Origin of the sequence: Saccharomonospora glauca K62, from assembly GCF_000243395.2 — a bacterium.
GTDB classification, from domain to species: Bacteria; Actinomycetota; Actinomycetes; order Mycobacteriales; family Pseudonocardiaceae; genus Saccharomonospora; species Saccharomonospora glauca.
In genome coordinates, this window is the sequence record NZ_CM001484.1 from 4,257,909 (window position 1) to 4,283,895 (window position 25,987).

Genomic DNA, 25,987 nt, shown 5'->3' on the forward strand with positions numbered 1-25,987 from the left:
GACGCGGGCGAAGTCGTCGTGCCCGGCTGGCACGGCGGCCACGGTGGAAACCGGCTCGGGCAAAGTCACGGCGATGACCGGCATGGCCTCGACCGCCACACCGCGGGGCTTGCCGAGTCGGCACGGCAGGGCGGCAAGCCCCGAGAGAGCTCACTCCGGGACACGAGGTCGTCCGACCATTGCCTGGTTGTCGCGAAAAAGCACTCGGCTTCGCTCGGCCGGGAGCACGTCACCTACCGCTTCGGCCGTGGTCGCTGTGACGGGACGGCCCCCGAGACCGGGGCGACGGGACTCCTGTTGGATTGCACCATGACACTGGGTCACACAGACGACACCGAGATCGCGACTCCTCGACCGGGCCGTTACGAGCTCGACCTCGCGCGTTCCAAGGTGGAGTTCACCACGAAACACCTGTTCGTGCTCCCGGTGCGGGGGACGTTCTCCCTGAAGTCCGGAGTCGCGGACGTCGCCGAACCGGTCACGGAGTCCAGAGTGGAGGCGGAGATCGACGCGACGAGTTTCCGCACCCCCACCCCGCTGCGCGACCGGATCGTCCGCTCGGCGATGTTCCTCGACACCTCCAGGTATCCGACGATCACCTTCCGCTCGATGCAGTGGGACGGCGAGACCCTCACGGGCCTGCTCACCGTCCGCGAGACCACCAAACCCGTCACCGTGCGGGTCACGGAGTCCTCGACGGACGGCGATTCCTTCACCGCCCACGCGACGGCACACGTCGATCGCACCGAGTTCGGCGTCACCGCCTCGCCGGGAATGCTCGACCGCCACCTCGACTTCACCCTCACCGTGCGATTCGTACGGCGGTGAGTCACCGCCTACGCCGATCGGGCCGGATTCGCAGCGCACGAAGCGTGGTGGCGAGCATCCGGTAGTGCCCCACGAGCAGCAACAGCTCGATCAACCGGCGTTCGTCGAGCTGCCGCGACAACTCCGCCCAGGTCTCGTCGGTGACGTCGTGTAGCTCGCACAACTCGTCGGTGGCCCGCAACAACAGCCGCTCGCGTTCGGACCAGCCGGGCGCCTCCGGTCCTTCCGCCACCCGTTCCAACTCGGCCTCGCTCACCCCGACACGTCGCGCCAACCGCCGGTGGTGAGCGAGCTCGTAGTCGCTGTGGGCCAGCGTGGCGACCCGCAGGATCACCAACTCGCTGTCCCTTCGCGGCAACCGACCTCCCGGCATCAGGCGAGCCGCGAAGTGCAGCCAGCCCCGGAACAGTCCACGAGCCCGTCCCAGGACGGTGAAAAGCGCGGGAGGTTCGGTCCCCGCGACCCGACCGGCGAGACGGGTGAACGCCCAGGTGACGAGCCCGAGATCACGACGTCCGCCCGGCCCGATCCTCGGCCCCGCCCCGCTCACGCCGCGTTCTCCCGACGTGCCTCGGCCACGGCGGGCAACACCTTGTTGGCGCCCCAGTTCATCACCCGCATCAGCCAGTCGTAGGCGAAAGGCACGTACCGCTGCAACGCGTGGGCGAGCCTGACGTCGTTGGACGTGTAGATCCAGTACCGGCCGCGGCACACACCGTCGAGGATGGCGGCGGCCGCTTGCTCCGGGGTGACGGCATGTTTGCGAAAACCGGCTCGCGCGCGCCGGAACGCGCGGCTGCTCTTGTCCACTCCCGCCACTTCGACGGTGTCCGTCAGTGGAGTGGCGACCGCACCGGGACAGACCAGGCTGACCCCGATGCCGTGGCGACGCAGGTCGAAGCGAAGCACCTCCGAGACCCCGCGCACGCCGAACTTGCTGGCGCTGTAGGCCGCGTGCCAGGGCATGCCGATGATCCCGGCCGCCGAGGCCACGTTGACCAGATGGCCGCCTCCGCCACTGTCGATCATCGGAGGCACCAGCGTCTCGATCACATGGATCGGCCCCATCAGGTTCACCTCGACCAAGCGCCGCCAATGGTGGTGTTCCAGCGACCGCACGGTGCCCCAGACGGCGATGCCGGCGATGTTCATGACCACGTGCATGGGGCCGTGGCGCGCGGTCAATCGCTGCCCGAGCCGACGCACCGCGTCGTAGTCGGACACATCGGCGGGTTCGGCGAAGGCCACCGTGCCACCCTCGGCCCTGATCTCCTCGACCACACGGGCCAACGCCTCGGCTCGGAGGGCGGTGAGGTGAAGCACCGCTCCTTGCCGACCGGCCCGCAACGCGACGGCCCTGCCGATACCGCTGGCGGCTCCGGTGAGAAAGACCTTGCGTCCGCGCAGGTCACTAATCTTCTCGGGTCGTGAGAGCCGCCACATGGAGGCGGAGTGTAACCAAGATCGACGCCGTTCAGCAGAGCCGAAAAGGGGAGTCCGAGGCGGAAAACGCGCCCCGAGACGGGGCCGACAGAGAACAACCGCCCCGACTCGGTCAGGACGGCAGCTTACGAATGTGGCCAGGGCCGGGGTCGAACCGGCGACCTTCCGCTTTTCAGGCGGACGCTCGTACCAACTGAGCTACCTGGCCGAAACGCCGGCGCAACACCGGAACGCCGTGGCGACCCTGACGGGACTCGAACCCGCGACCTTCGCCGTGACAGGGCGACGCGCTAACCAACTGCGCCACAGGGCCTTGACTATGTAGTTATCCCGTACTCCCAACGGGATTCGAACCCGCGTTGCCGCCTTGAAAGGGCGGAGTCCTAGGCCGCTAGACGATGGGAGCCCAGTCGGTTCGGCGAACCGATCGACCGTGCTCTCAGGTCCCCCTGGGAGCGATGATTAGTTTACGGTACCGGTTCCAGCCCCTTCAAAGGGGGGTCCCCTAATCCGAAAACCCGCCCTTGACCTGCGCAAACGCTCCCGCCGTCGAGGTTTGCCCCCGAACGTCGGTCGAAGCGGGTTCGACGCCTCATCGCGCCGCCTCGGCCGAGCGCTCCGCACCCAACGCCGTCAGGCAGACCCTCCGGTCACACGTGGGATTCCGAAGCAGTACGAAACACCGCCGCGGCCCGGACCGAACGCGATCACATCGCGCCCGCCGTCGCCAGTACCTCGACCACGGATTACCCAGGTGCTCGACCAGAGGGTGCGCACCTGGGTGTTCCCCACGACACGGCCGTTCCGGGAACATTTCCCGGCCTCCCGACTCAACGCTGCACCGGATTACGTCCACTGCCGTCCGGAGTCAGCCCCAACATCTCCAACAATCGCGCACAGTCCTCAACTCCGGTCGCACCGTGCGCGACGGCGAGCCGGGCCCTCCGAACCTGATCGTCGGAAATTCGCGGGGCCTCCCGTGCGCCCCGCTGCGTGGGCACCACGCCGTATCCTCCGCCGCGCTCCTCTCCCTCGTATCGAAGGAGGAACTGCCGCACCTCAACCGACCCGTTCATGGCTCCTCCAAGGGCTCGACGTCAGGCCGCGAGGCTAACGACCACGGGGAAAGCCTCGCAGCCCCCCGGAGAGTGAACTATCGATCACGGAGAGTAAACTGGGAGGAATCTCGATCGTGTGAGCAATGAACGAAGAGCCACCGTCAGGTAACGGCTCCCCAAGCTTTTTTGGTTCCAGCACTCGCGATCGTGCTTGAGGTCGTGTAACAATCGACGTGCTGACACACCCCCGGTCAGCGCCTGTGGAGATCCCCTCCGGCCCCCGCGTTCCTCCCCCTGGCGCGGGGGCCTCTCCATATCCGGATACGAATTCGAACTGCTCCGACGACTCGCCATTCACGGGTTGCCGCACGCCGAGACACAACCGTTATCGTGTGGTCGTGCCTCTTCCCTCATTCGGACGCAGCCGAAGTGCCAATCGGGCCGCGAACTCAGCACGTCGTGCCGACAGGACCAAGCCCGCGGCTGACGAGCCGGCCACCGACGACCCCGAGTTGGCCAGCTATCTCGCGGCCCTGTCTCCCGAAAGCGATCTGGAGAGCACCGGCTCCGGGCGACGGTTCGGGGAAGCGCAGGTCTACCAGCTGCGGCTCAGCCTCGCCGCGAGCCATCAGCTCAAGGAGCTCGCCACACAGCTCGGGACCTCTCCGCAGGCCCTGGTCCAGGAGTGGGTGATGGAGCGCCTCGCAAGCGAGAAGGCCCCTCACGACGCTCCCCGGCCGGGACCCCAGCCGCCCGAGCCCCAACCGGCCACGCAGGAGCCCTCCGCCTTCCCCTCCCGGAAGCCCTTCCCCTCCGACGAGGACGCCGAGGCCGTGACCGAGGAGCTGTTCCTCGACCAGCACCAGTGGCCCAGCGAAGCGGTATCCGGCCGACTCAACTGAGACCACGAACACCGTTGCCGAACACGGAACGAGCCCCCACCGGATCCGGTGGGGGCTCGTTCGCCGTCAGTGAAGGTGACTCAGCCCCTCAGAGGGCCCGCACCCGCTGAGCTTGCGGCCCCTTCTGCCCCTGGCCGACCTCGAACTCCACGCGCTGGTTCTCCTCCAGCGTGCGGAAACCACGACCCTCGATCTCCGAGTAGTGAACGAACACGTCGCCCTCACCGCCGTCCTGGGCGATGAAGCCGAAACCCTTCTCGGCGTTGAACCACTTCACAGTGCCTTGCGCCACCGCTGTACTCCTCGTTGCTGTTCCGCATGGACGCCACCGGAGCGACATCCCGGCCGTCCCGGGCGGTTCCAACGAGACGAGCACGTGAGCGTGTTCGGCTAACGGCCCGCGTCAGAAGTTCCGCGAGTGTGAAGCCACGAACACGCAAAACGACGGCCACCTTGAAGCCTACCGGCATTCTCGAGTTTGCGAACCCCTTTCCGCCTCGGTTGGCCCATCCGGGCGGATCACGGGCCGAAGTGTTGCGCGAACCCCGCCGTCCGCGACCACAACCTCGATCACATCTCGCTCTCGTCCCCCCGAAGTGGGAACACAAAGAGGAGTCGGAGACGTCATCACTAGGGGTGAACTGACACGAAGGTGTGAGAGTGATCACCTCGCCGTTGGGGCAACGAACAAACGTTCCATTACGTCAGTCGGGTACGCGGGGAGAAGGGGACCACATTGACGGATTCGACGCCGGCATCAGGAAGAAGACCACTCACGCTCTTGGTTGTCGCGCTCGCCGCTCTCCTTGGCCTGGTGGCGTGCACCAGTTCCGGAGGGGGTAACACGGCCCAGGGCGCGCCGGGCGAGGAGGACGCGGCGGCGAACGCGGCGTCGATCACCCTCGAACCGAGCGCCGGAAGCGACGATGTAGCACCGCGCGACCCGGTATCGGTGACCGTGGAGAACGGCACCATCACCGACATCGCCCTGACCAACCCCGAGGGGAAGAAGGTCGAGGGGAAGCTGTCGGAGGACAAAACCTCCTGGTCGGTGGCCGAACCGCTCGGCTACGGCAAGAAGTACACGTGGTCGGGCACCGCGAAGGGAGCCGACGGCAAGGACGTCCCGATCGAGGGCTCGTTCACGACGGTGACCCCGTCCGCCACCAACGGTGTGCGGTCGAACGTCGGCGACGGCAAGACCTACGGCATCGCCATGCCGATCTCGCTGACCTTCGACGCTCCCGTGAAGGACAAGGCCGCCGTCGAAAAAGCGCTGCACGTGGAGACCTCCCCCGAGACCGAGGGCTCGTGGGCGTGGCTGTCCGACAGTTCCGTGCACTGGCGCCCGAAGGAGTACTGGCAGCCGAACACCGAGGTGAAGGTGAGGGCCGACCTCTACGGTGTGCACTTCGGCGACGGCGTCTACGGTGACAACGATCTCACCGTGGACTTCTCCATCGGTCGCGCCCAGATCGCGAAGGGCAACACGCAGACCCACCGCTTCGAGGTCTACCGCGACGGCGAGAAGGTGGCCGACTACCCGGCCAGCTTCGGCCTGGACTCCGATCCGGGCCGGGTGACGCGCAGCGGCGTGCACGTGGTGATGAGCAAGCACGCCAAGTACTTCATGAACAACCCCGGCTACGGCTACGAGGACTTCGAGGTCGAGTGGGCAGTGCGGATCTCCAACAACGGCGAGTTCACGCACTCGGCCCCGTGGTCGGTGGGTGACCAGGGCAACAGGAACGTCTCCCACGGTTGCGTCAACCTCTCGCCCGCCAACGCCAAGGAGTTCTACGACAGCGCGTTGCCGGGCGACCCCGTGGAGATCACGGGCAGCTCGCAGCAGCTCAAAGAGAAGGACGGCCTCTACTACGACTGGATCTACTCCTGGGAGGAGTGGCAGTCGTTCTCGGCCCTCGACGACTGAACGGCGTGATCCCCGATGTGGCGGTGGCCGCTTTACGCGACCACCGCCACATTCCTTTCCCCGACCCCGATTAGCGTGGTGGCCGTGAGCACAACCGCACAGAACTGGCCTCCCGTCGAGGTGGAGGCGCCGACTCCCCACCCCGACGCGCCCTCTCCGGGCACCGTGCTGGGCGCGCACTACAGCCACTGCTTCGGCTGCGGCGACCAGGTGGAGTCGGGACTGCGTATTCGCTCGACCGTCGACGACGAGGGCGTCGTGGTGTCGACCTTCACCGTCACCAAGGACCACCAGGGCGCGCCGGGACTCGCGCACGGTGGTCTGCTGACCTGCGCGTTCGACGAGGCGATGGGCTCCACGGTGGGCAATCTGCTGCGGAAGCCCGCGGTGACCGGGCGGCTCGAAACCGACTTCCGCCAACCCGTGCCCGTGGGCTCGACGCTGTACATCGTGGCCAAGCTCGACGGTGTCGCGGGCCGCAAGGTCTACGTCAGCGCCGAGGGCAGGCTCGACGCCCCCGACGGGCCGCTGGCCGTCGAGGCACGGGCGTTGTTCGTCACCGTCGGCGTGGAGCACTTCGTCAAGCACGGTGATGTCGAGCAGTTGAAGGAGTTGGGCGAGCGCCACTCCGACTGGGACATCAACCCCTGACGCTCCGATGTTCTTCGCCGTCCTCAGCGTCCTGATCGTCGTCGTCCATCTCTACCTCTGGAAACGACTGGTCAAGGACACGACCCGGCCCGGCGGCCCGGCCCGGCGAGTGGGCACGATCGCGCTCGCGGTGTGCGTGGCACTGCTGGTCGCGGCACTGTCGCTCGGCACGCGCGTCTCGCCGGAGATCGCCCGCTGGTTCGCCTGGCCGGGTTATCTGTGGTTGGCGCTGTTCTTCTACCTACTGCTGGCCCTGCTCGTGCTGGAGTTGCCCCGGCTGGCCCTACGCGGCTGGGTGAGGCGGGACCCCGGCGAGACCGAGGACGCCACCCCGGACGGCGAATCCGCCCCGGCATCGACCCGCTCACCGCGGATCTCCCGCAGGACGGCGTTGTCACGAGGCTCGGCAGCACTCGCCGGCGTGGTGTCACTCGGTCTGGTGGGCTACGGCACGAACGTGGCACTGAGCCCGCCGACGATCACACGCGTGCCGATCGCGCTCCGCAGACTCGACCCGCGCGTCGAGGGCCTGCGCATCGCGTTGATCAGTGACGTACATCTCGGCCCCATCCTCGGCCGCTCGTTCACCCAGCGGATCGTCGACCTGGTGAACGCCGAGAACGTCGACGTCGTCGGCATCGCGGGCGACCTCGTGGACGGCGACGTGGCGGACCTCGCCGACGCGGCCGCCCCGCTGGCGGAGCTGAGGAGCACGTACGGCACCTTCCTCGTCACCGGGAACCACGAGTACTACGTCGGGTACCGGCAGTGGATCGAGTTCGTACCGAAGCTCGGTATCCGGCCGCTGCGCAACGAGCGCGTGGAGATCCGGCACCGGGGCGGCGTGTTCGACCTCGCCGGCATCAACGACGCCACGGGCTACCAGTGGCAGGACCCCGGCGACATCGGCAAGGCGCTCGCGGGCAGGGACCCCGGCCGAGCCGTCGTGCTGCTCGCCCATCAGCCCATCGACTTCGACGACGCGGTGCGCCACGACGTGGACCTGATGCTGGCCGGGCACACCCACGGCGGCCAACTCTCCCCCTTCGAACTGGCCGTCAGTCTGCAACAGGGCGCCGTGGCCGGGCTCTACCAGCGCGAGAACACGAAGATGTACGTCACGCGCGGAGCGGGCTTCTGGGGCCCGCCCGTGCGCGTGGGGGCACCGCCGGACATCACGATCGTCGAGCTGCGCCGCACGTGAGCTGCGGTCTCACGTGAGCGTGCGCGGGCGGACGGCGTTGGCCCGGTCGACCAGGGCGATCCGGGTCTGCGAGTCGTCCGCCAACCGCGCCAGCGTGCGGTAGCGACGTTCCAGGGCGAACCGCAGGTCGCGTTCGGCCAGTGGGGTGCCGAGGATCGTGCCGCCCTGATTGGGCCGCTGCCCCGACCGCAACCACTCGAAGGCCGCCTCCAGCACCTCCGCCTCCAAACGCGTCCGGCGTTCGACGTCGAGGTCTAAACGATCGAGCTGCTCGGCGGCCTGTACGAGTTCGGCCTCGGTGAGCTGGTGCGGGCCGTCCACGAACTGAGTCTTGATCTTGATGGCCGCGACCTGCGCGGCCACGTGGTGCGTCGACGACGCGGGCACCGACTCCAGCACCTCGATGGCGCTGCGGCGACCGCCCTGCGCCAGGTACACCCGCGCGAGCCCGAAGGCGGCGCTGACGTAGGAGTGGTCGGTACGCCACACCAGCTCGTACAACCGCGACGCCTTGAAGTAGTCCCCCACCGCCTCGGCGCTCACGGCCAGGGCCAGCTTGGGCGCGATCTCGCCCGGAAGCTCGTCGTACACGGCCTCGAATGCCACGTTGGCCACCCTCGGGCGCCCACCGGCGAGTTCGATCAACCCCTTGTACCAGTCGACCCGCCAGTCGTGCGGGAAGCCCGACTTGATGGCGAGGTACTGCGCGGCCTGCAGCTGCCGGTGTGCTTCCGCGAGTTCACCCAACTCGATGCGGGCCCTGACGATCCGAAGCCGAACCTCGATCGACTCCCTCGGCGCGTTCTTCAACGCCGTGATCGCGGTCTGGGGCCCCGCCGACAGCAGCGTGGCCAACACCCCCGCGCCGGGGTCGTCGGTGTCCACCTGGGGAATGGGCAGCCCCGCGACCACCTCGTTCGGGTCCGGCAGCGGGGGACGCCCACCGCGTTCGGGGACCACCAGGTTGACGCCGAACGTGTTGGTCTCGGGCCCGAACACCCTGGACGCGCCCGGTCGCGGTTTGCCGGTACCCATCGCGAGGATCTCGCGCAGCACGCCCATGAGCTGGTCGGCCATGTCCTCGGCGGAGAGGAACCGGCGGTCGGGATCGGCGTGCGTAGCCCTACGCAGGAACCGGTAGTAGCTGTCGAAGAGCTTGAACAGCGGGACCTCGTCCCTGCTGGGCAACGTGGTCTTGTACTTGCTGGTGTAGCCGGTGAACTCGAAGCTCAGCACCGCCAGCGTGCGCCCGACGGTGAACAGGTCCGACGCGACGGAGGCACCGTGGGTGGCCAACTCCGGAGCGCTGTAACCGCTGGTGAAAAACAGCGGGCTCTCGTAGTCGTCCATGCGGCGCACGGCACCGAGGTCGATCAGCTTGAGCTGTTCGCGCGTCTGGATGACGTTGTCGGGCTTGAGGTCGCAGTACAGCAGGCCCTGGTTGTGGAGGTATCCCAACGCCGGAAGGATCTCCAACCCGTAGGCGATGACCTGCGCGATCGGCAGCGGCTCGGCACGGCCGCTGCGCCGGTGGTGCTCCAACGCGAGCTGCCGCAGCGACTGCCCGCCGACGTACTCCATCACGATGTAGCCGACGGAGTTGCCGGTGTCCGGGTCGGGATGCTCGACGAAGTTGTAGATCTTGACGATGTTGGGGTGCTCGACCTCGGCGAGGAACTTGGTCTCGTTCACCGCCGCGGCGACGGCGTTGGCGTCGCCGGTGTTGATCAGTCCTTTCAGGACAACCCAGCGTTCGCTGACGTTGTGGTCCTTGGCGAGGTAGATCCAGCCCAGACCGCCGTACGCCAGCGCGCCGTACACCTCGTACTGGCCGCCCACCATCTCGTGCGGGCGCAGCTTCGGCACGAACGAGTACCGCGTGCCGCACTTGTCGCACGTGCCCTCGGGCGATCCGGGAACACCGTCGCGGCTGCGGCCGACCTTCGCACCGCAGTTACCGCAGTAGCGCTTCTCCTCCGAAACGACCGGGTTCTTCAACACCGCCTCGGCCGGGTCCCGGTAGGGCACGGCCGGGACGTCCACGAGTCCGGCACCGAGCCTGCCCCGGCGGGATTTGCGCGACGACGTTCGACGGGGCCTACCCGGATAGCTTCCCGTGCCCGTGCCGGTCCCCGTACCCGTCCCGGTTCCGGTCCCCGTGCCGGTGCCCGTCCCGGTGCCGGTGCCGCGCATCGAGATCGGCCCGCTCGTGCTGCGGGGCAGCACACTTTCCGTGCCGGGATCGGGCAGCTCCTGCGGAGTGCTGGGCTCGGCCGGCGGCTTCGGGGGAGCGATGAAGGTCGTCGCGGGGGCCTTTCCCGCCAGCACGCTCGTGAGCTGCGGCTCCGGGACCGACGGCCCCGGCTGCTGCGGGGGCCGCGCCGACGGCAGCACGGCGGGTGCTTCGGGCGCCGGACGCGAACTCGACGGCTGGGACGGCCTTTGCCCCTTGGGGTACGAGTCCGAGGACGTCTCCGGTTGGCCGGTCGGAACACCGGCCTCGTCCGGCGCGGCATGCCGAGGACGGCGTTGCTCATCCGACACTGCTACCTCCGAAAGGTCTCACCGGTACTCGGGCTTGGGCGGGGAGGCGGCCCCCAGGTCCTCGCGCAGCCAACGGTCGTAACTCTGCTGCCACGCGCCGCCTCGAATCCTCTCCAGCACCGAGTTCACGTAGCGCACCATGTCCTCGTTGCCCTTGGGAATACCGATCCCGTAGTACTCCCTGGTGAACCGCTCACCGACGATCTTCGTGCCCTTTCGGTCCTGCGCACGCATGCCCGCGAGGATCGTGTCGTCGGTCGACACCGCCGCGACCTGCCCCTGCTGGAGCAGCACCAGGCAGTCGGACCAGTCGTTGACGGCCACCGGAATCGGCTTCGCCTCGCTGTTGGCGATGTTCTGCAACGACGTCGAGTCGCGGGCCGCGCACACCCGCTCGCCCGCGAGGTCCTCAAGCTCGCGCACCTTCGAGTCGGCGTTCACGAGCACGCGCTGCCCCGCCACGTAGTACACCGTGGAGAAGTTGATCTCCTGGAGACGTTCGCACGTGATGGAGAACGTCCGCACGACGATGTCCACGTCGCCGTTCTTGAGCGCCTCGATCCGCTCGGCGGACGAGAGGGGCTTGAACTGGATGGCGTCGGGACTTCCGAGGAGGTCCCGCGCGATCTCCCTCGCGATGTCGATGTCGAACCCGCTCAGCTCGTTGGTCTCGGGATCGGAGAAACCGAAGAGGAACGTGTTCTGGTCGACCCCCACGATCAGCTTTCCCCGCTCCCTGATCTCGGCCATCGTCGAGGAGGGCGGGATGGAGGAGTCGGGTCGCAGGCTCGCGGTGGGATTGCAACTGTCGTCGCCGGCGTCGGCCGTGTCGAGCTCCGGGTCGATCTCCGTGTTGGCCGGCATCGGTCGTTGCACGGAGTCGACCGGTGCGGGGTCCACGGGTTGCGCGGTCGTCGAGCAACCCGCCAGTGTCACGGCGAGCAGCGATGCGAGCAGCCCGCCTCGGGTTCGGGTTCGGGTTGTCATCAGCGATACTCCCGCAGCCGTTCGCGAATACCGAGTGTGGCGCCGAGCGCGGCGATGATCGACAGCACCGCGTAGCCGGGGGCGAGCAAGGTGAGCGCGCCACTGGCGGCGGAGGTGTTCTCCGCGAAGTCCCGCCTCGCCGCGTCGATCGACGCCGCGAGTTCGCTGTCGAGATTGGTGAACACCTTGGCGGGACTGTCATCGTCGTCGTCGCTGATCGCGAGCAGCACCGCCTGCCGGTGCTCCCCGGTCTCGTCGTATTCGCGCACGAGCTCGTGAGCTTCCAGCCAGGCCACCGCGTGGTCGACCGCGGCGTTCAAGGACTCGCTCGGCCCGGCATGGGCGATAGCCTCCCCGAGGAGCCCGCCGCGCCCGTCGGGACCGGCGAACTGCCGGAACTGCTCGGTGAAGCCCTGCTCGTACTCCCCGCCCCCGCCACGGGCAACCAGGGCGAGGGTCTCGTCGGCGCGAGCCTGGAGCGCGGCGATACGCGCCCGGACCAGCCGGTCGGCCTGCTCGGTGCCGTCGTCTCGACCACTGCCCGCGTACACGCCCTGGACGATCAGCGCCACGGCCGTCCACAGCACCAGCAGTCCCACGGCGGCCGAGGACACCAGGAGACCGATGTTGAAGACGCGGTTCGTCTTTCGCTTCAGATAGACCTGCGCGTAGCCGAGCGCGCCGATGAGGGCCACCAGTACCACGGCGACGAGCCACGGAAAGCCCGTCACGTCGTCCTGCTCCTCGCCCAGTCTGCGCGCGTTGATGTCGTAGAGCTCCTCCGCCGCGGGCAGCAGCGTGGAGCGCAGCAGCTCGGAAGCCTCCCGCAGGTAGGCCGCGCCGACGGGATAGCCCTGGCGATCGTTCGCCTTGGCCGTGGCGATGAGACCGGTGTAGACCGGCAGCTGTCTGCTGAGGATGTCGATCTGCTCGGCGGCCTCGGGGATGCCCGCGGAGTCGGACGCCGCCTTCGCCAATGCCGCACCCGCCTTGGCGATGTCGGCCGCGTAGCGTTCGCGCAGCGCCTCCGGCTCACTTCCCGGCGTCAGGAACGCCGTGGCGGCCGTGGCTTCGGCGTCCGACAGCGCCCGGTACACCTCCTGCGCGGCCACGGCGAGCGGCTCCCGGTGTTCGAGGAGCGCGTTCACGCCGTCGTCCCGGCTCTGCATCGACAGGGTGCCGATCAGGCCGGTGAGCAGCGTAAGCACCACGAGACCGACGCCGATGAGCGAGAACTTGCCCGGCGTCGTGGCCGCCGACCGTGCCATGCCTCGCACCAGCTCGGCGGGAAGGTCGAGCAGCCCGGCGAGCCCCGCCCTCGGACCGCGGTTCGGCGGTTCCGAGCCAGCGGGCGCCACGGCGGCCTCGGAGCCGCTGCGCGGCACGGTGCTCGTCATCGCGTTCCTCCACCCAGTCTCGGCACGCGCAAAACCGTATCCGAGATGGCTCGGCCATGAGTGCGGAGTCCGGCAAGAGACCGATGATCGTGCCACTGCTGTGATCAGCGCGATCGTCGGACGTGAACTCGCCCGCGGGTCTCGCCCCGAACCGGTCGATCATGAGAGTCTCCACCGGTGAGCTACGCGCATTGGGAGATCGTGCCGACCCGGTGGAAGGACAACGACGTCTACGGGCACGTCAACAACGTCGTTCACTACTCCCTCATGGACACGGTGATCAACAAGTGGTTGATCGAACGGGGTGGTCTCGACATCCACGAGGGCGGCGTCATCGGGCTGTGCGTCGAGTCGCACTGCAACTACCACGCCTCGGTGTCGTATCCGGAGAAGGTGTCCGTGGGGCTGCGGGTGGGACACCTCGGCCGGTCGAGCGTCCGCTACGAGATCGGGCTGCACCGCGAGGACGGCTCGGAGCTGGTGGCGGAGGGGCACTTCGTGCACGTCTTCGTCGACCGGGAGACGCGACGCCCCGTGGAGATCCCCGGAAAGCTCCGGGAAGCGTTGCGAACCTTGATGGTCAGCTGAAGATCCGGACGACCCTCCCCGTATCCTACGACTGGTCGTAGATATCGGGAGGGTCAGTGATCAGTGGGTTCGCCGTCGCGGTCGCGGTCTGCGCGCTCGCGGCCGCCATCTGGAGCTTCGTGCTCGTGGCCGTCAATCGACCCCCCACTCGCTCCCTGCTGTACGGCCTCGCCGCCGTGGAGGCGCTGCTGCTCGTCCAGGTGGTGATCTCCGTCGTGCTGCTGATCTCGGGACAGCGGCCCGGCAGCATGGTCACCTTCCTCGTCTACCTGGTCGCGATCCTGCTGGTGCTGCCGCTGGGCACGGTGTGGGCGCTGGCCGAACGTACTCGATCGAGCACGGCGGTGCTGGGCGTCGCCTGCATCACCGTGCCCGTGTTGATCCTGCGGATGTACCAGGTGTGGGAGGGCGCGAGTGCCTGAGTCCGAGACGACCGCGTCCCGTCCCGCCACCGCGAGCGGTCCGGGACGGGTGCTGATCGCCGTCTACGCGATCTTCGCCATCGGCGCCACGTCGAGGGCGGTGGCGCAGATCGCCACCCGGTTCGACGAGGCGCCCGTGCCGTACGCGCTGTCCGCGCTCGCCGCCGTGGTGTACATACTCGCCACCTTGGCGCTGGCGAAGCACGGAGTCGGCTGGTGGCGCGTCGCCGTGGCGGCCTGCGCCTTCGAGATGACGGGCGTACTCGTGATCGGCACCACCAGCGTGCTCCTGCCCGACGCCTTCCCCGACGCGACCGTGTGGTCGAACTACGGGATGGGGTATCTCTTCATCCCCCTGGTGCTGCCCGTCTTCGGGCTGCTGTGGTTGCGCCGTACCGCGCCGAGGCGGTAGGTCACCAGAACACCGCGACCCCGATGTTGACCAGCGTCAAGCCGGCGAGGGCGTAGAACACCCCCTGCGCGCCCTGCGGCTTGCGCCAGACGATGTGCGCGAGCACCAGCACGATCACCGCGACACCGAGCTTGACCGCGATCTTGGTGTTGTTGACGTCGTTGTCCACCAGCCCGGCCGAGGCGATGCCGGTGAGGGCGAAACCTGTGATGACCTGCGCGCCCGCGCCGGAGAGCATGACCATCCCGTTCGGCGACTGCGCAGCGGTCAGGCGCATCACCACACCGGCGACGATCAGCGCCATGCCGAGCAGGTGCAAAACGACCAGAATGTCGTAAACGATGTCCATGGCGGCAAGATACTACATGCTGTAGTAGCTACTGGAGAGGCACAGCGAAGATGCTCGCCGAGGTCGCGAGCGCCACCACCAGCAGCGCACACGCCAGCGGCCACACCACCGGGAACGCCGTCCGCTCCGGGTGCCGCAACCTGCGGATACGCGCCTCGACGTGCGAGGCTGACCCCGCGACGGCCAACGCCCCGGCCGGGGTCCCCACCGACCCGCTGGCGTGGAACCGCTCCAACGCGCTCGCCAGCGGCTCCCGGCCGTGCTGCCGGGCCGCCCTGTCGTCGGCGCACATCTCCACGAGCAGCTCGATGGTGGAACACACGCACGTCAGCACCCGGCTGGACGGCAGCAACCGTCGCAACGCCTGGAACGGCGCGATCACGAGGTCGTGACGCTCCCGCGCGTGGGCGCGTTCGTGCGCGAGGACGGCGTCCAGCTCCACCTTGCTGAGCAGCCGCCGCGCACCGGCGCTGACCACGATGTGGGGATGCCTGCCCGGCACGCAGTAGGCCACCGCCACCGGATGGTCGACCACGAAGGCGTCCGGGTCCGGTTGCGCGACGAGCCGCAGCAACAGGCGATGGCGAGCCCTGGCCCGTGCCGTGCTGTGGAAGCACAGGATCTGGTTCACCACCAGCCAGGCCCCCAGCAGCAGTCCGGCGGCGACGGCGACCAGGTGCCAGACATCGAGCTCCGCCCACCGCTGCGGCAGGTCGAGCAGAGCGGGGAAGAAACCCTGACGGAACGGGGCGAGCCCGAACCCGAGCAGGACCCCGACCGTGGAGATCACGAACGTCAAGCCGCTGAGCTGCCACAACACCAGGGCAGGTCGCGGGTGGGCATGGGTCCAGCGGCTGCGCAACAACCACACCATCACCGCCACGGCGACGGCCGCCGCCGCGACCTGATGCCCCATGAGGCTCACGTCTGCTCGCCCTGCCGCTCGGCCTCCGGGGCGGACTCCCCGCGAAGCAACGCCTTCCGCAACGCGTCGGCCTCGTCGCTGGTCACCGAGTTCGCGAAGTGCACCAGCGCGGAACCGCGGTCGCCGCTCAACTCAAGCGCTTCGAGCATCAGCTCGGCGACGTAGGCCTCCCGCCCGGCCGCCGGCCGGTACAGCCACGCGCGGCCCTGGCGACTGCGCCGCACGACCCCTTTGTTCGCCAACCGGGTCAGGACCGTCATCACGGTGGTGTAGGCGAGCCCGCGATCACCGAGCGCGGCGTGAACGGCACGCACGCTGAGAGGTTCGTCGCGTGCCCAGAGCACCTCCATCACCGCACGCTCCAGTTCTCCGAGCCTAGCCACGTCCACCCCTTCGCTGTCGTTCCGCCGAAGATTGAACCACGACGGGACGATGGTGAGGCAGGTCACCGAACGGGGTGGGGGAGGTTCCAGCACATGATCACCGTGGCGGCCGAGGACTCCGACTCGCTCGTACGCGCACTCGCCGGATCGCACCGCGCCGTCACCGCCCGACAGGAAGCGTGACTCGGCGGACTGGCGCGGTCGGTGTCGGACGGGGCGAGCATCATCTACGTCCAGGACGTCTTCGTCCACCCGGACTGTCAACGACACGACCTCGGTCGCAGGCTCGTCACGACGCTGCTCGACCATTACCCCGGTGTCCGGCGGCGCGTCCTGCTCACCGACGCCGAGCCAGGCCAGCGGCCGCGGGTTCACCGAGGCCCACGACCTGAGAACGCCGCTGCGTAGTTTCGTCAGCTTCCGTTGAGCCTCCCCGCGAGCGCACAGGCCGGGACGGACGGAACTTCCACGCACGACGAAAGACCGTCCATACCCCTCCCCCCGAAGAGTGACGGTCTTCCAAAGAGCCGACCAACCCAGCGGCTCGATGCGAAGATCTCCGCGCATTCGAGCATCTGGGGAGTCAATGTCGGTCAGTGACCTGGCCTCTGCGGTCGATCGTGTGCTGGCCCTGCGGCCGACACCTGCGTTGCAGGAAGCGAGCGGCTGCCTCGACGAGGCCACGAACGTGCTCGGGACCATCGCTACCGGCAGCGCGGCGCCCGAACTTGCTGAGGCAGGCGATGGTCTGCGCGAGCGCGCGAGGAACTTGCCCAGGTTCAGCAGACGTGCAGCACGCTCGGCGAGGTTCTCGGGCGGTACCTGGCCGACATCGGGGTCGGGCGGTCGGACACCGCATCATCGACGGTGGCCCGGCCCTCGCCCACCACGCCACATGCCAAGCTCGTCGAGACTTCGAACCAGGCCCTGATCGCCGAGCTCCAGCGCCAAGGTCACAAGATCAGCCCGGAGCGAGTGGTGAGGATCGCGCGACTTCCGGACGAACGGGTCGTTTGGCTGGAGGAGGGTGACGACCGACGTGGCCTCCGGCACATCATCAAGAAGCATGGAGAAGATTTCGTTGGCTGTGGGATCCCGGAAAGCAAGGTCGTCGACCTGGTATTCAACGCATTGACAGAAGGACGAGAAATCGACTACACAGCGACCGATCGGCCGGTCTACGAAGTTCGATACGGCCCCCGAGTCCAACGCGTGGCCATTACTGTGAGCGAGAACGGATTCATCGTAGGAGCTAATCCGCTCTCTCCGAGGAGCAAGGTGAAGACATGGAAGAAACAGTAGTCAGCATCAAACTCATGTTCGACTGGCAGACAGGGCCGCTGTGGATAAAGACTGACCAGTACGCGATCAGCGATCCTTACTCTGCCGACGAGGCACTTGAGCTGGTCCAGCTCAGTGACACACTCGTCACCGCTATCACCAAGTGGGACGAGCAAATGCAAGCAACCTACGACGGCCGAACTCACGAGAACCTCGGCTTCGCCGATCCCCAGGAAGAAAAGAGGTGGATCGAGGAAGGCAGAGAACTCGCACAACAATTGAAGAACGAGGTAGGCGCAGGCATCAGCGTGAAGTACGTACCGCTGATCGGCGATGCCGAAACAATGAGCTGAGGATTTTACCGTAATCGCCGAACACGATTGGGAACAGCCTGCCCATCCAACGCCACTGAGGGCGTGACCGCACCATGCTCGGCACCACCACCCTCGACCTCAGGGGATAACAAGCACCGCCGGCGAACTTCGAGCACACCGAAGTTCGTCGTGGGCAGCGGGCGAACGTAGCGCGAGGTGACAAAGACCGCCAACGCTGTATCCGCCCGTCGCCTCTGCTCCGGTCTTACCCCAAGCGTGTGACACTCAGTAACTACCCCGCTGCGGCGCCCACACCTCGGCGAAGGTCTCCATCTGCTTCAGTACGAGCTGGGTAGCTGCCGGCTGCGCGTCCGGCGGGTACTTGTGGATCGCCAGCAACCGCTTGATCGTGCTGCGCAGTTTCGCTCGCACGTCGTCCCGAGAGACCCAGTCGACGGTGACGTTGCGACGGAGTGCTTTCACCAGGTCCCGCGCGATGTCGGCGAGCTTTCCGTCGCCCATCTCCGTTACCGCGGACTCGTTCTGTGCGACGGCATCATAGAAGGCGAGCTCGTCCTCGCTTAAGGGCGGATCGAACTGCTGACCTCGCCGGGCATCGGCGGAGACCTCCTTGGCCATGCGCACCATCTCGGCGATGACCTCGGCCGCCGACAGGTTCTGGTTGGTGTATTTGCGCATCAGTTCCAGCAGTCGGTCGGCGAAACTCTGCTGGCGGACGATGTTGTGTTTGGTGACCTTGCGCATCTCCTGGTCGATCAGCCGCCGCAGCGCCTCGATCGCCAGGTGCGGGTTGCGGGCTTCCTGCATCTTCTTCAGGAACGCCTCGTCAAGGTGCGACAGGTCGGGCCGTGGGATCCCCGCCGCCTCGTACAGGTCGGTGACGCCACCGGCTTCGATGGCTCCGGCGGTGAGCTGCCGCAGCACGAGTTCGACGTCGGCGGGCACGGGCAGTCCCCGAGCCGCACGTTCCTCGGCGTCCCACTTGGCCATCCACACTCGGACGGCTTCGAAGTAGGCGATGTCGTCGCGGTACGGGTTCATCGCGCCGGTGCTGGCGCACAGCGCGTAGAACCGGGCCAGTTTGGCCGACGCCTTACGGAACCGCTCGTCCAGCGGTGGCTCGCCGTCCTCGACCTGGTTACCGGGGGTGGCAGGATTGCGCAGGAACTCGATGGCCCCCATAACCGCGTGCAGGAAGCTCTTCTCGCCTTTGACGGCGAGTTTGGCGCGCCAGTCGTAGCCGGCGAGGATCACGTTGCCGATGACGTCGTGCAGGTTCTTGACCTCGTCCAGCGCCCGTTCCAGGTCACGGCCCATCGGCTTGGTTTCCCGGTCACGCGTGGTGTATTCGGCCAGCGCCTTGTACAGGTTGTCGGTCAGCGGCGCATATCCGACGAGCAGACCGTCCTGCTTGTCCCGGAAGGTGCGGTTGACCCGAGCGAGGGTCTGCATGAGCTGCGCGCCCCGCATGGGTCGGTCGAGGTAGAGGGTGTGCAGCGGGGGCGAGTCGAAGCCGGTGAGCCACATCGACTGGACGATGGTGATCTCCAGCTCGTCGTCGGGATCTTTCATCCGCTGCTGGATCGCCTTGTTCTCCGACGGCCGCCGGACGTGCTTGCGGATCGGGTCGGGGTCTTTGGGTGTGCCGGTGTAGACGACCTTGAGCGTGCCCTTGTCGAGGTCGTCGCTGGCCCACTCGGGGCGCAGCTTGACGATCTCGTCGTAGAGGTTGGCGCAGATCTCCCGAGTGGCGCAGACGATCATGGCTTTGCCTGGGCCGCCGCCGAGGAACTTGCGCATCTGCTCCCGCCGGGTTTCCCAGTGTTCGACCACGTCGGCGGCGAGTTTGCGTACTCGGTCGGGGGCGCCGTAGACGGTGTTCATCGCGGTGACGGCCTGCCGGATACGGGCCTTTTCCGCGTCGTCGAGTCCGGCGGTGGCCTCGTCGGCGCGTTCGTCGATGATTTCCGGGTCGATGTCGTCGGGGAGCTTGACGGGGATCAGTCGGCTCTCGTAGAACACCGGGACGGTGGCACCGTCCTCGACGGCGCGGGTGAGGTCGTAGATGTCGATGTAGGGGCCGAACACCTTGCGGGTGTCGCGGTCGGCTTCCGAGATGGGAGTCCCGGTGAACGCGATGAGCGTGGCGTGGGGCAGGGCGTCGCGCAGGTGGCGGGCGTAGCCGTCGAGGCTGTCGTAGTGGCTACGGTGGGCCTCGTCGACGATCACGATGATGTTGCGCCGATCGGACAGCAGCGGGTGTGTTCGCCCCGATTCCCGTTCGTCCTTGGTCCTGCCGAACTTCTGCAGCGTGGTGAAGATGATGCCGCCGGTGTTGCGGTTGGACAGTTCGGCGCGCAGTTCTTCCCGGCTCCCCACTTGGAGGGGTTTTTCGTTGAGAAGTTCGCTGGCCTGAAAGGTGCCGTAGAGCTGGTCGTCGAGGTCGGTGCGGTCGGTGATGACGATGATCGTCGGGTTGCCGAGCGCGGGGTGTCGCTGGAGCTGGTGGGCATACAGCTCCATCTCCATGGATTTGCCGGAGCCTTGGGTGTGCCAGACGACGCCGGCCAGGCCGTGGCCGCGCACGGCTTCGACGGTCTTGTCGACGGCCTTGGTGACCGCGAAGTACTGGTGGGCCTTGGCGATCCGCTTGACCAACCCACCCGGTGTCTGCGCGAAGGCGACGTGGCCGTGCAGCAAATCGAGCATGCGTGGCTGGTTGAACAGCCCGTGCAGCACGAGGTTGAGCGCGTAGTCGTCGGTGGTGGGTTTGCCTTGGTCGTCGACGTTCCACGGCGCGTAGTGCTCGAATCCGGTGAAGGCGGTGCCGTAGCGGGCGGTGATGCCGTCGGAGACGACGCACACCATGTTGAACCGGAACGCCATCGGCAGCTCGCGCACGTAGGTGCGGAGCTGCGCGTGTGCGCCGCGGAGGTCGGCGTGTTCGTCACCGGCGCGCTTCAGCTCGATCAGGCCGAGCGGCATGCCGTTGACGTAGAGCACCACGTCGAAGCGCCGTTTGGCCTCGCTTTCGACCACGGTGACCTGGTTGACGGCCAACCAGTCGTTGTCGACCGGGTCGTCGCCGAGCAGTCGGACGGTCGGGTTGTGTTCCGCGCCGTAGGCATCGGTGTAGACGATGCTGCGCAGGCCCTTGGTGAGGTAGCCGTGGACGCGATGGTTCTCCGCCAGCGCGTCGCGCGAGGTGGGGGTGGTGACCTGGTTCAGTACCTCGTCGACCTGCGCTTCGGGCAGCTCCGGGTTCAGCCGGGCGATGGCGTCGCGCAAGCGGCCCCGCAGCACGAGGTCCTGCCACGACTCCCGCTCCCCCGACCCCGGCGCGATCCGTTTGCCTTCGGTCGTATGCCAGGCGAGCTCACCGAGCGTGTCGAGCGCTAAGTGCTCCCACTCGGCCTCGGAATAGTCGCGGATCACGTCGCGTCCTCCACCATCTTCTCGGCATCCCGCACACGAAGCTCGCCGGACATCAGCTTGGGCAGGAGAGTGTCGCGGAGCTGGGCGAGGGTTTGGTTTTCCGCGTAAACCGATTCTCGAAGTTCGAACATAGATCGAACCTGATCACCAAATTGGCGAACCGACTCGCCAACAGGCAACTTCAACGGGAGACCATGCACGTTATTTCGATTCAAGCCCGGTACCGCAGAATCGGAATTCATCACATCAAGACCCATGTTCGATAAAGCGAAGTATGCAAACTCCATTGGAATATCAGCTCGCTTTATCTTCACGTAGAATGTCGTGTCAATCGGGAAGAAAGAACGCTCAGACCAGTAGACTGAGCCCACTGTCCCCTTTCTCCCAACAATCACACCTGGTCCCTCAACCAACGGCTCGTTATGTCTCCCCGATACCCCACCGCTACCAAAAACAGGGACATCACCGTCTACTCGACGTGCAGCAGGCAAGGACTTGCCGTATTTCAGCTCCATCACGTCGCCAACCAATACCGACTCAAAAGCACCTGAAACGCAGCTTAAATACGCAGCATTCGCCAGATCAAGTACTGTACCAGCAATCCGCTCGTTGAGGGCGATCTTGTCGTCGAGCGCACCGAGCACAGCAGCGATGGCCTGTTGCTCGAACATAGGTGGAAGACGCAAGTATTCTGCATCCAGAAATCGTTCAAATTGAAAATTGCTTATTCCCGTAGACTGATTCTCGTACTCTGCCGCTCTCCGAGACTTGTACATGTCCTGGAGGCCGTAGTAGGCGTACCGCGGGAACACAATATCACCGTCTACCCGGACAATCCGACAAAAACTAGCAGGTATCACCGGAATTTCGAAGCCATCCAGTATGGAATTACCGATGAAAATCGAACGGCCCGTTGATTGCCCTTTGGCGCTGCTGCCGCCCGATATTTCAAGCACGATATCATTGGCTTTGAGCAGACGCTGAGGAAGCTTTGTGCCCTTCTCCCATCGACGTGGCACACCACCTAGTTGTCCTGAACGCACCGCATCGAAGTCGGTACCTCGGATGATAGCGACCAGTTCATGTCCTTCCTGTGGGCTTTCGGATCCCCATCCCCCACCGCGAGCAAACGTCACCAAATCGCGGAACGGTTTCTCACTTGTCATGAAACGCTCCCCAACTGCTCCCGTACGACCTTCTCCAGCCGTGCTGATTCCTCGAAGTGGGCGAACAGCTCCTTCTTGAGCCGTTCGATTTTGTCGCCGATGGGTTCGTCGTCGGCGTCCTCGACCACGGCGGAGCCGACATAGCGGCCGGGGGTGAGTACGTGATCGTGCTTGCGGATTTCCTCCAGCGTCGCGGAGTAGCAGAAACCGGGCACGTCCTCATACGTCAGTCCGGCCTTGCGGGCCGAGGCTGTGCCGCGCCAGGCGTGGTAGGTGTCGGCGATCTTGGCTAGGTCCTCCTCGGTGAGGACCCGTTCGGTGCGGTCGACCATGGTGCCCATCGACCGCGCGTCGATGAACAGCACCTCGCCGCGCCGCTCGGCCAACCGCTTCGCGCCCTGAGGTGTCTTGTCCTTGGCGAAGAACCACACGCAGGCCGGGATCTGCGTGGTGCGGAACAGTTGCGGCGGCAGCGCGACCATGCAGGCCACCAGGTCGGCCTCCACCAGCGCCGCGCGGATCTCACCCTCGCCGGACTGTTTGGACGACATCGAGCCGTTCGCCATCACCACCCCGGCGGTGCCCTTCTCGCCGAGCTTGGACACGATGTGCTGCAACCACGCGAAGTTCGCGTTCCGCGCCGGCGGCACGCCATACCGCCACCGGGGGTCCTCCTCGTTGCGCGCCCAGTCCGACATGTTGAACGGCGGGTTGGCCAGCACGTAGTCGGCCTTCAAGTCGGGGTGCTTGTCCTCGTAGAAGGTGTCCGCCCAACGGCTGGACAAATCACCGTGCAGCCCGTGGATGGCCAGGTTCATCTTCGCCATCCGCCAGGTGCGCTCGTTGGCCTCCTGGCCGTAGACGGCGATGTCGTCCCGCCGTCCCTGGTGGGCCAGCACGAACTTCTCGGCCTGCACGAACATGCCGCCCGAGCCACAGCACGGGTCGTACACCCGGCCCGAATACGGCTCCAGCACCCGCACCAGCAGCTTCACCACGCTCGCGGGGGTGTAGAATTCGCCGCCGCGCTTGCCCTCGGCGCGGGCGAACTTCTCCAAGAAGTACTCGTACACCTCACCGAGCACGTCCCGTGCCGGGCGTTTCTCGTGCCCGGTGAAACGCGCGTCACCGATCAGATCCACCAGCTCGGCCAGCCGCCGCTGGTCCACGTTGTCCCGGTTGAAGATCTTCGGCAACACCCCGGTCAACGACTTGTTGGACTTCATGATCGCGTCCATCGCATCGTCGATCAGTCTGCCTGGGTTGCCCTGCTTGGCTTGTGCCGCCAACTCGTCCCAGCGCGCCTCCTCCGGCACCCAGAACACGCCGTGACCGGTGTATTCGTCGATGTCCTCCAGGAAGTCGTCCAGCCGATCAGTCGGGACGCCCTGCTCAGTCAGCTCGGCGCGGATCTGCTCGCGCCGCTCGACGAACGCGTCCGAGACGTACTTGAGGAACACCAGGCCCAGCACGAAATCCTTGTACTGCGCGGCGTCCATCGAGCCACGCAGCTTGTCGGCCGCCTTCCAGAGCGTGTCCTTCAAGTCCTTCATCGTCGGCATTCCGGGCAATGCGGCCTGCTCCGCTTTGCGCTTCCGTGGGGGCATCCGTCCTCCTGTGTCGTAGTGGGATCAGGGTTGAATGGTCAGGGTTCCGTTGGTCAACCCGGTCACGGCGATCTCGGTGAGCGCGTCCACGGCGGCGAGCTCCTGCTGCGCGATCGCACGCCGCTCGGCCAGGGTGGCGAGCATCCGGTCAGTCTCCCGCACGGTCTGCACGTCGAGGACGGGGATCCGCCACTCCTCCAACCGCCGGGGTGCGCGTACCGCGCCGTCCGACCGGTGAGCGGCCGCTGCCGTCAACAAGGCCGCCAGCAACCGGGGAGTCAGCCGCGCGCGCCCCTTCGCCGAAATGCGCAAAGCCCGCACCGGGAACTCCACCACGGAGAAACCGTCGTCGTCGACCATGACTGTGGGCGCTGGGGCGAGAGTGACCAGGACATCGCCGGGCTCGGTCAGGGCGGCCCGGGGGTAGTGCTCCGCGAGCACAGCGCGGTCGATCAATCGCTCGTACTCCGCCTTCGAGCAGCCGAGGTCACTTGGCCCGAGCACTCGATGCGTTCCCTGCGCGCTGACATGGCGGGGGTCGATGCGGGTGCCCTGAATCAGGTTCACCGTCCCGGCCTTGATCAAGGAGCCGACGCTCACCAGCTCGGGCGCCCTGGGCTGAGCCTGCGTTATCCCGGTGCGCACCCGTGGCCGTCGGGTCCGGCGGGCATCGGCCAGCCGTGCCAACGTGGCTTCCAACTCCGCTACGCGGGCAACCGTCCGCGGCACCTCGGTACGGCGTTCCCGCACGGTCGGCAGCCGTGGCGCGAACAGCGGTCCGCCGGCCTCGACCAAGCCGGCGACCTCGACATCCACGCAATGGGTCCGGGTGTGCTCCGTCGGCTGGTGACCCGCTCGGCGCCACGTCACGACATCGGTGACGAGAGCATCTACGACCGCAGGAGTTAGTGGAGCATCCGACACATCGGCCACCAGCATTCGGCCGCGCAGCGGCGTGCGCCGCACAGGACTGATCACCCACAGTGCCGTCTCGTAGCCTGGGCGGAACGGCAGCATGCCGCCTGGCAATCGGATGACCGCCTCCACCAGGCCACTGGCCAGCAGCTTCGCCCGGGTTCGTTCCTCCGGCGAATACCGTGGCAGCGTCCCGGTCAGCACATCGGCAGGCCCCCACACCACCGCAGTGCTGGAGTCCGCGAGGCGCACGGCGATGTCGTCAATCCGGTGCAACACCTCCATGGCCGAGCGGTTCTCCGCAGGCCGGTACGGGATCTGGGTCACGAGCGCGTCCGGCCCCTCGGCACTGTCTCCGGTCCCGTCGGCTAGGTCAGGTCCGGTATTCACGTCCTGGTCGTCGAGCGGCACCCCATGCACGATCAATCTGCGTCGTAGCAGGCGAGCCAGGTAAGCATCGGAGTCGGCGGCCAGCACGATGGGGGCACAGCTCTCCGGAAGCAGCCCCAGCAGGGGAACCAGGAGATCACCCGGCCCCGCAGCAGGGTCGGCGATGGTCAACGAGGCACTGTGTCCGGCACGTTCCGCCACTCCGGAGAGCTTGGCCAGCAACAGGCCCAGCTCAGGGTCGGGCCGACGTGCGGCAAGGTCTCTGGCACCGAACCGGCCGCGAGCGGCGAGGAGGCGTTCGAACGCGTCGGACGCACCCCAGGCGGCCTCGATCAGCTCGTCGACGAGAGCAAGCAGATGCCCCGGCCGCTCCGGCAAGGACCAGACCTCGGTGAGCAGAAAAACATCGTCGGGATCGACTTCTTCGGCACGATCGCGCAACTGGCATGGTGTCGCGCCCGTGAGTGGCTCACCGTCCAAGGCGACGAGGCAGACCAACGACGTCGCGGCAGCGATCACATCGCGCGGTGCCAAGTCCTCGCCCCACGCACTGAGGGTGTGGAGGCACAGGTCGAGCTCAGCGACATCCCGTTCCATGCGCCCGGTCTCGACCAGCCAGTCACATACTTCACGGGCCCGGAACAGCGGCTTCGCGCTTCCGTCGACGGCAGGAGCAGGGAAGTCCGTGTACCGCCGTCGCCATGTGGTGACCACCGGGCGGCGGACACCCGCGAGCTGCGCGATGTCAGCCATCGACATCAGCAACGAGTCCCGTGTCGGGACGGCTGGACTGTCGAGCAACGGCGCCGCACCTCCCTCGCGTCGTCGGGCC

The 25,987-nt window shown here is 66.9% G+C and carries 23 protein-coding genes and 3 tRNA genes; 9 read left to right on the plus strand and 17 right to left on the minus strand.

Going from position 1 to position 25,987, the window contains the following annotated elements; all coding sequences use genetic code 11:
• Positions 1 to 309: 309 nt before the first annotated feature.
• Positions 310 to 828, plus strand: a complete 519-nt coding sequence (locus tag SACGLDRAFT_RS19875) for a YceI family protein (protein WP_005466790.1) — start codon at positions 310 to 312, stop codon at positions 826 to 828.
• A 1-nt stretch (position 829) separates the two neighbouring features.
• On the opposite strand, the gene SACGLDRAFT_RS19880 is transcribed toward SACGLDRAFT_RS19875, so the two are convergent.
• The 6 genes from SACGLDRAFT_RS19880 to SACGLDRAFT_RS22870 form a co-directional block, all read right to left on the minus strand.
• Entirely contained in the window at positions 830 to 1,378 is a 549-nt protein-coding gene (locus tag SACGLDRAFT_RS19880) for a carboxymuconolactone decarboxylase family protein (protein WP_005466791.1), read from the minus strand.
• Entirely contained in the window at positions 1,375 to 2,271 is an 897-nt protein-coding gene (locus SACGLDRAFT_RS19885) for an SDR family oxidoreductase (RefSeq protein WP_005466792.1), read from the minus strand. The genes SACGLDRAFT_RS19880 and SACGLDRAFT_RS19885 overlap by 4 nt, the downstream gene beginning before the upstream one ends.
• 134 nt (positions 2,272 to 2,405) lie before the next feature.
• Positions 2,406 to 2,479: transfer RNA gene (locus tag SACGLDRAFT_RS19890), tRNA-Phe, on the minus strand.
• Between the two features lie 28 nt (positions 2,480 to 2,507).
• Positions 2,508 to 2,584 (minus strand) — tRNA-Asp (locus tag SACGLDRAFT_RS19895).
• Positions 2,585 to 2,604: 20 nt separating this feature from the next.
• Positions 2,605 to 2,677 (minus strand) — tRNA-Glu (locus SACGLDRAFT_RS19900).
• A 424-nt stretch (positions 2,678 to 3,101) separates the two neighbouring features.
• Positions 3,102 to 3,347 carry a hypothetical protein gene (locus tag SACGLDRAFT_RS22870; protein ID WP_005466793.1) on the minus strand — a complete coding sequence of 82 codons (246 nt, stop codon included), beginning with the start codon at positions 3,345 to 3,347 and terminating at the stop codon, positions 3,102 to 3,104.
• Between the two features lie 380 nt (positions 3,348 to 3,727).
• On the opposite strand from SACGLDRAFT_RS22870, the gene SACGLDRAFT_RS19910 reads away from it, so the two are divergent.
• Positions 3,728 to 4,231: a hypothetical protein gene (locus tag SACGLDRAFT_RS19910; RefSeq protein WP_005466795.1), complete on the plus strand. Its 504-nt coding sequence runs from the start codon at positions 3,728 to 3,730 to the stop codon at positions 4,229 to 4,231.
• A gap of 88 nt (positions 4,232 to 4,319) precedes the next feature.
• Here SACGLDRAFT_RS19910 and SACGLDRAFT_RS19915 read toward each other — a convergent pair whose 3' ends face one another.
• The gene (locus SACGLDRAFT_RS19915) at positions 4,320 to 4,523 is read right to left on the minus strand and encodes a cold-shock protein (RefSeq protein WP_005441988.1); all 204 of its coding nucleotides are present in this window, start codon (positions 4,521 to 4,523) and stop codon (positions 4,320 to 4,322) included.
• Between the two features lie 444 nt (positions 4,524 to 4,967).
• Here SACGLDRAFT_RS19915 and SACGLDRAFT_RS19920 point away from each other — a divergent pair, with 444 nt between their 5' ends.
• From SACGLDRAFT_RS19920 to SACGLDRAFT_RS19930, 3 genes are all read left to right on the plus strand, one after another.
• Complete coding sequence (locus tag SACGLDRAFT_RS19920; protein ID WP_040919349.1) at positions 4,968 to 6,164, plus strand: L,D-transpeptidase; 1,197 nt, start codon at positions 4,968 to 4,970, stop codon at positions 6,162 to 6,164.
• Positions 6,165 to 6,248: 84 nt separating this feature from the next.
• Positions 6,249 to 6,815: a PaaI family thioesterase gene (locus SACGLDRAFT_RS19925; RefSeq protein ID WP_040920208.1), complete on the plus strand. Its 567-nt coding sequence runs from the start codon at positions 6,249 to 6,251 to the stop codon at positions 6,813 to 6,815.
• 7 nt (positions 6,816 to 6,822) lie between these two features.
• Positions 6,823 to 8,019, plus strand: a complete 1,197-nt coding sequence (locus SACGLDRAFT_RS19930) for a metallophosphoesterase (RefSeq protein ID WP_005466799.1) — start codon at positions 6,823 to 6,825, stop codon at positions 8,017 to 8,019.
• 9 nt (positions 8,020 to 8,028) lie between these two features.
• Here SACGLDRAFT_RS19930 and SACGLDRAFT_RS19935 read toward each other — a convergent pair whose 3' ends face one another.
• From SACGLDRAFT_RS19935 to SACGLDRAFT_RS19945, 3 genes are read right to left on the minus strand one after another with little or no spacing between them, the layout of a single operon-like run.
• A complete protein-coding gene (locus tag SACGLDRAFT_RS19935) occupies positions 8,029 to 10,563 on the minus strand; it encodes a serine/threonine-protein kinase (protein WP_005466800.1) in 2,535 nt (844 codons plus the stop codon).
• Positions 10,564 to 10,581: 18 nt separating this feature from the next.
• Positions 10,582 to 11,550, minus strand: coding sequence for a glutamate ABC transporter substrate-binding protein (locus SACGLDRAFT_RS19940; RefSeq protein ID WP_005466801.1), 969 nt, complete (start codon positions 11,548 to 11,550; stop codon positions 10,582 to 10,584).
• Positions 11,550 to 12,947 (minus strand): hypothetical protein, encoded by a 1,398-nt coding sequence (locus SACGLDRAFT_RS19945; RefSeq protein ID WP_005466802.1) that lies wholly within the window; start codon positions 12,945 to 12,947, stop codon positions 11,550 to 11,552. The genes SACGLDRAFT_RS19940 and SACGLDRAFT_RS19945 overlap by 1 nt, the downstream gene beginning before the upstream one ends.
• Before the next feature lie 177 nt (positions 12,948 to 13,124).
• Between SACGLDRAFT_RS19945 and SACGLDRAFT_RS19950 the strand changes: the two genes are divergently transcribed.
• The 3 genes from SACGLDRAFT_RS19950 to SACGLDRAFT_RS19960 are packed head-to-tail and all read left to right on the plus strand — an operon-like array spanning position 13,125 to position 14,369.
• Positions 13,125 to 13,535, plus strand: a complete 411-nt coding sequence (locus SACGLDRAFT_RS19950) for an acyl-CoA thioesterase (RefSeq protein ID WP_005466804.1) — start codon at positions 13,125 to 13,127, stop codon at positions 13,533 to 13,535.
• Positions 13,536 to 13,591: 56 nt separating this feature from the next.
• Positions 13,592 to 13,957, plus strand: a complete 366-nt coding sequence (locus SACGLDRAFT_RS19955; RefSeq protein ID WP_005466806.1) for a hypothetical protein — start codon at positions 13,592 to 13,594, stop codon at positions 13,955 to 13,957.
• On the plus strand, positions 13,950 to 14,369 hold the full coding sequence (locus SACGLDRAFT_RS19960) for a hypothetical protein (protein ID WP_005466807.1): 420 nt from the start codon (positions 13,950 to 13,952) through the stop codon (positions 14,367 to 14,369). Before SACGLDRAFT_RS19955 ends, SACGLDRAFT_RS19960 begins: the two co-directional genes overlap by 8 nt.
• A gap of 1 nt (position 14,370) precedes the next feature.
• Here SACGLDRAFT_RS19960 and SACGLDRAFT_RS19965 read toward each other — a convergent pair whose 3' ends face one another.
• Genes SACGLDRAFT_RS19965 through SACGLDRAFT_RS19975 form a run of 3 tightly spaced genes read right to left on the minus strand, consistent with a single transcriptional unit; the run spans position 14,371 to position 16,032 of the window.
• Positions 14,371 to 14,718, minus strand: coding sequence for a hypothetical protein (locus tag SACGLDRAFT_RS19965; protein WP_005466808.1), 348 nt, complete (start codon positions 14,716 to 14,718; stop codon positions 14,371 to 14,373).
• A gap of 28 nt (positions 14,719 to 14,746) precedes the next feature.
• Entirely contained in the window at positions 14,747 to 15,643 is an 897-nt protein-coding gene (locus tag SACGLDRAFT_RS19970) for a M56 family metallopeptidase (protein WP_040919351.1), read from the minus strand.
• Positions 15,640 to 16,032 carry a BlaI/MecI/CopY family transcriptional regulator gene (locus tag SACGLDRAFT_RS19975; RefSeq protein ID WP_040920210.1) on the minus strand — a complete coding sequence of 131 codons (393 nt, stop codon included), beginning with the start codon at positions 16,030 to 16,032 and terminating at the stop codon, positions 15,640 to 15,642. Before SACGLDRAFT_RS19975 ends, SACGLDRAFT_RS19970 begins: the two co-directional genes overlap by 4 nt.
• A 1,280-nt stretch (positions 16,033 to 17,312) precedes the next feature.
• On the opposite strand from SACGLDRAFT_RS19975, the gene SACGLDRAFT_RS19990 reads away from it, so the two are divergent.
• Positions 17,313 to 17,660 (plus strand): hypothetical protein, encoded by a 348-nt coding sequence (locus SACGLDRAFT_RS19990; RefSeq protein WP_005466814.1) that lies wholly within the window; start codon positions 17,313 to 17,315, stop codon positions 17,658 to 17,660.
• Between the two features lie 246 nt (positions 17,661 to 17,906).
• Here SACGLDRAFT_RS19990 and SACGLDRAFT_RS19995 read toward each other — a convergent pair whose 3' ends face one another.
• The 4 genes from SACGLDRAFT_RS19995 to SACGLDRAFT_RS20005 are packed head-to-tail and all read right to left on the minus strand — an operon-like array spanning position 17,907 to position 25,956.
• Entirely contained in the window at positions 17,907 to 21,077 is a 3,171-nt protein-coding gene (locus SACGLDRAFT_RS19995; protein ID WP_005466815.1) for a type I restriction endonuclease subunit R, read from the minus strand.
• A complete protein-coding gene (locus tag SACGLDRAFT_RS22135; protein ID WP_005466816.1) occupies positions 21,074 to 22,243 on the minus strand; it encodes a restriction endonuclease subunit S in 1,170 nt (389 codons plus the stop codon). Before SACGLDRAFT_RS22135 ends, SACGLDRAFT_RS19995 begins: the two co-directional genes overlap by 4 nt.
• Positions 22,240 to 23,850 carry a class I SAM-dependent DNA methyltransferase gene (locus SACGLDRAFT_RS20000; protein ID WP_005466817.1) on the minus strand — a complete coding sequence of 537 codons (1,611 nt, stop codon included), beginning with the start codon at positions 23,848 to 23,850 and terminating at the stop codon, positions 22,240 to 22,242. Before SACGLDRAFT_RS20000 ends, SACGLDRAFT_RS22135 begins: the two co-directional genes overlap by 4 nt.
• A 24-nt stretch (positions 23,851 to 23,874) precedes the next feature.
• Complete coding sequence (locus SACGLDRAFT_RS20005) at positions 23,875 to 25,956, minus strand: hypothetical protein (protein ID WP_005466818.1); 2,082 nt, start codon at positions 25,954 to 25,956, stop codon at positions 23,875 to 23,877.
• Positions 25,957 to 25,987: the final 31 nt, after the last annotated feature.

Coding starts and splice junctions, on each gene's coding strand:
- SACGLDRAFT_RS19990 (WP_005466814.1), top strand. CDS start 17,313: ATGGAAGAAACAGTAGTCAGCATCAAACTCATGTTCGACTGGCAGACA.
- SACGLDRAFT_RS19885 (WP_005466792.1), bottom strand. CDS start 2,271: ATGTGGCGGCTCTCACGACCCGAGAAGATTAGTGACCTGCGCGGACGC.
- SACGLDRAFT_RS20000 (WP_005466817.1), bottom strand. CDS start 23,850: ATGCCCCCACGGAAGCGCAAAGCGGAGCAGGCCGCATTGCCCGGAATG.
- SACGLDRAFT_RS19930 (WP_005466799.1), top strand. CDS start 6,823: ATGTTCTTCGCCGTCCTCAGCGTCCTGATCGTCGTCGTCCATCTCTAC.
- SACGLDRAFT_RS19940 (WP_005466801.1), bottom strand. CDS start 11,550: ATGACAACCCGAACCCGAACCCGAGGCGGGCTGCTCGCATCGCTGCTC.
- SACGLDRAFT_RS19875 (WP_005466790.1), top strand. CDS start 310: ATGACACTGGGTCACACAGACGACACCGAGATCGCGACTCCTCGACCG.
- SACGLDRAFT_RS19945 (WP_005466802.1), bottom strand. CDS start 12,947: ATGACGAGCACCGTGCCGCGCAGCGGCTCCGAGGCCGCCGTGGCGCCC.
- SACGLDRAFT_RS19965 (WP_005466808.1), bottom strand. CDS start 14,718: ATGGACATCGTTTACGACATTCTGGTCGTTTTGCACCTGCTCGGCATG.
- SACGLDRAFT_RS22870 (WP_005466793.1), bottom strand. CDS start 3,347: ATGAACGGGTCGGTTGAGGTGCGGCAGTTCCTCCTTCGATACGAGGGA.
- SACGLDRAFT_RS22135 (WP_005466816.1), bottom strand. CDS start 22,243: ATGACAAGTGAGAAACCGTTCCGCGATTTGGTGACGTTTGCTCGCGGT.